We start from the raw sequence: 1,857 nt of genomic DNA, 5'->3' as shown, positions 1-1,857 counted from the left end.
AGCCGTTTCTCTCCTTGGACGTTTCCTTTAATGCTATCGTTTTCCATTGTTCAGTTAAACTGGAGCAGGTTTGTTCTAATTGCTGAGCAGTATAGTGATCAAACAGATTACGATTCATTTTGATTTGTTCTACTTGATTGATGAATTCGTCCAATTGTTCGCTGTATTGCGTGGTTTCTTCACAAACTGGAAGTAGATTGAGATTGCATGCTTTGTTCCATTCCTCGATCAAATGTACAGCTCGCCGGTCCATGTCATCCAATAAATTCTGTACCTCGCTCATGTATATCCCGCCTTTCTACATCGTTACACTATATGTGCCGCATGCATTTTTTAATTCCTATAAATAATTTTCTAGATATGCCGCGAAAAATGGGACCCGTCTCTTAGTCATGAATAGATCAATCTTATGGAGTGTGTATTTGATAATGAAAAACAAGAAATGCAATTCAGCTGTTTCATTGTATTTCTTGTTTTGATCTTTCAAGAAAGGGTAATGAAATATGGGGAAATAGATGCAGATTGACAAAGACTGCTTTTCTATAATGTTACATGTTTTTTTCAACTTCAAACGGTCAACTGATTGTGTAATCGAAAATACCCGGGTTCCGACATTTGTGTAAAATAAAAAAGTTTGTGAATAGAGCATGCTGGAAAGAGGAGGACTATTATTTTATATGAGTAAAAAGAGTTTGATTGATTACAGAATTTTTCTCCCCTCATTACTGATTGTAATTGGGATCAGTATCCCTTTTGCATTCTATGAGGCAGAATCATTGGTACTGCTTAATTCTATTTTCAACTACATAGTGGATGTTTTCAGCTGGGGGTACCTCTGGTATGGAGTAATCCTGGTTGCAGCGGCATTGTATTTTTCTTTTTCAAAATACGGGCAGGTGGTCTTAGGAAATCCGGATGAGAAGCCGCGCTTTACACTATTCGAATATGCTTCGATTTTGATTGCGATGGGGATTGGATCGACGATTATGAGAACAGGAATGCTGCAGTGGACATCTGTGGCAAATGATCCTCCTGCGGGAGTGGATCCCGGATCGGCAGAGGCTCTCTTATGGGGGAATTCTTACAGCATGTTTCTTTGGGGATTCCAGGTTTTCGCGATTTTTGTGATGATCGCGCCGGCAATGGGGTATGTTCTTCATGTGAAGAAACGTCCTTTAATGAGAATTTCAGAAGCATGCAGGATTCTTTTTGGTGACAGGTTTACAGATGGATGGGGAGGCAGGATCCTTGATATACTATTCCTTATCAGCATCCTGACAGGTGCAGCTGTAACACTTGGCCTTGGCGCACCAATCATTACGCATAATCTATCTGCTTTATTAAATACAGAAGTGAGCTTCACAATGACGATCATTGTCACTGTTATTTGGGTATTCTTATTTTCACTTAGTGCTTATTTGGGGATTGAGAAGGGCATTAAACGCCTAAGTACATTTAATATGTATTTGGCCGGCTTTTTCGCGTTATTGGTTCTCATTGCAGGGCCAGGCGTCTTTATTTTAAATTATTTCTCAGATAGCGTTTCGTTTTTATTAGGTCATTATCTTACTTTTTCATTAAACACCGATTCTGTTCATCAAGGAGAAGCGTCCCACACCCAGAGCAATACTGTATTCTGGTTTGCATATAGTGCGACGTGGGCCATGCTCCACAGTGTGTTTGCTGCTAAGATCTCAAAGGGCCGCACGATTAAAGAGATGATCCTTACCTATCTGTTAGCCCCGACGATGATTTCATGGATTGCGACCGGTGTCCTCGGCGGATTGGGGGTCCACCGCTACCTCACAGGGGAGCTGTCTATCCTGCAGCTTGTCAAGCAGGATGAACGGATGGCGG

Annotated in this window: 2 protein-coding genes; one reads left to right on the top strand and one right to left on the bottom strand. The window is 41.2% G+C overall.

The annotated features are described in order from the left end of the window. Positions 1-283: hypothetical protein (locus tag HP456_RS23490; RefSeq protein WP_172255548.1), on the bottom strand; the 283-nt coding region annotated here is incomplete at its 3' end. Between the two features lie 394 nt (positions 284-677). On the opposite strand from HP456_RS23490, the gene HP456_RS23485 reads away from it, so the two are divergent. After that, a partial coding sequence (locus tag HP456_RS23485) for a BCCT family transporter (protein ID WP_172255546.1) occupies positions 678-1,857 on the top strand: 1,180 nt, incomplete at its 3' end.

The organism is Bacillus haikouensis (assembly GCF_013179555.1).
GTDB lineage: Bacteria > Bacillota > Bacilli > Bacillales > Bacillaceae_B > Rossellomorea > Rossellomorea haikouensis_A.
Note: the sequence above shows the minus strand (reverse complement) of the source record. Positions and strands in the feature narration are given on the sequence as shown.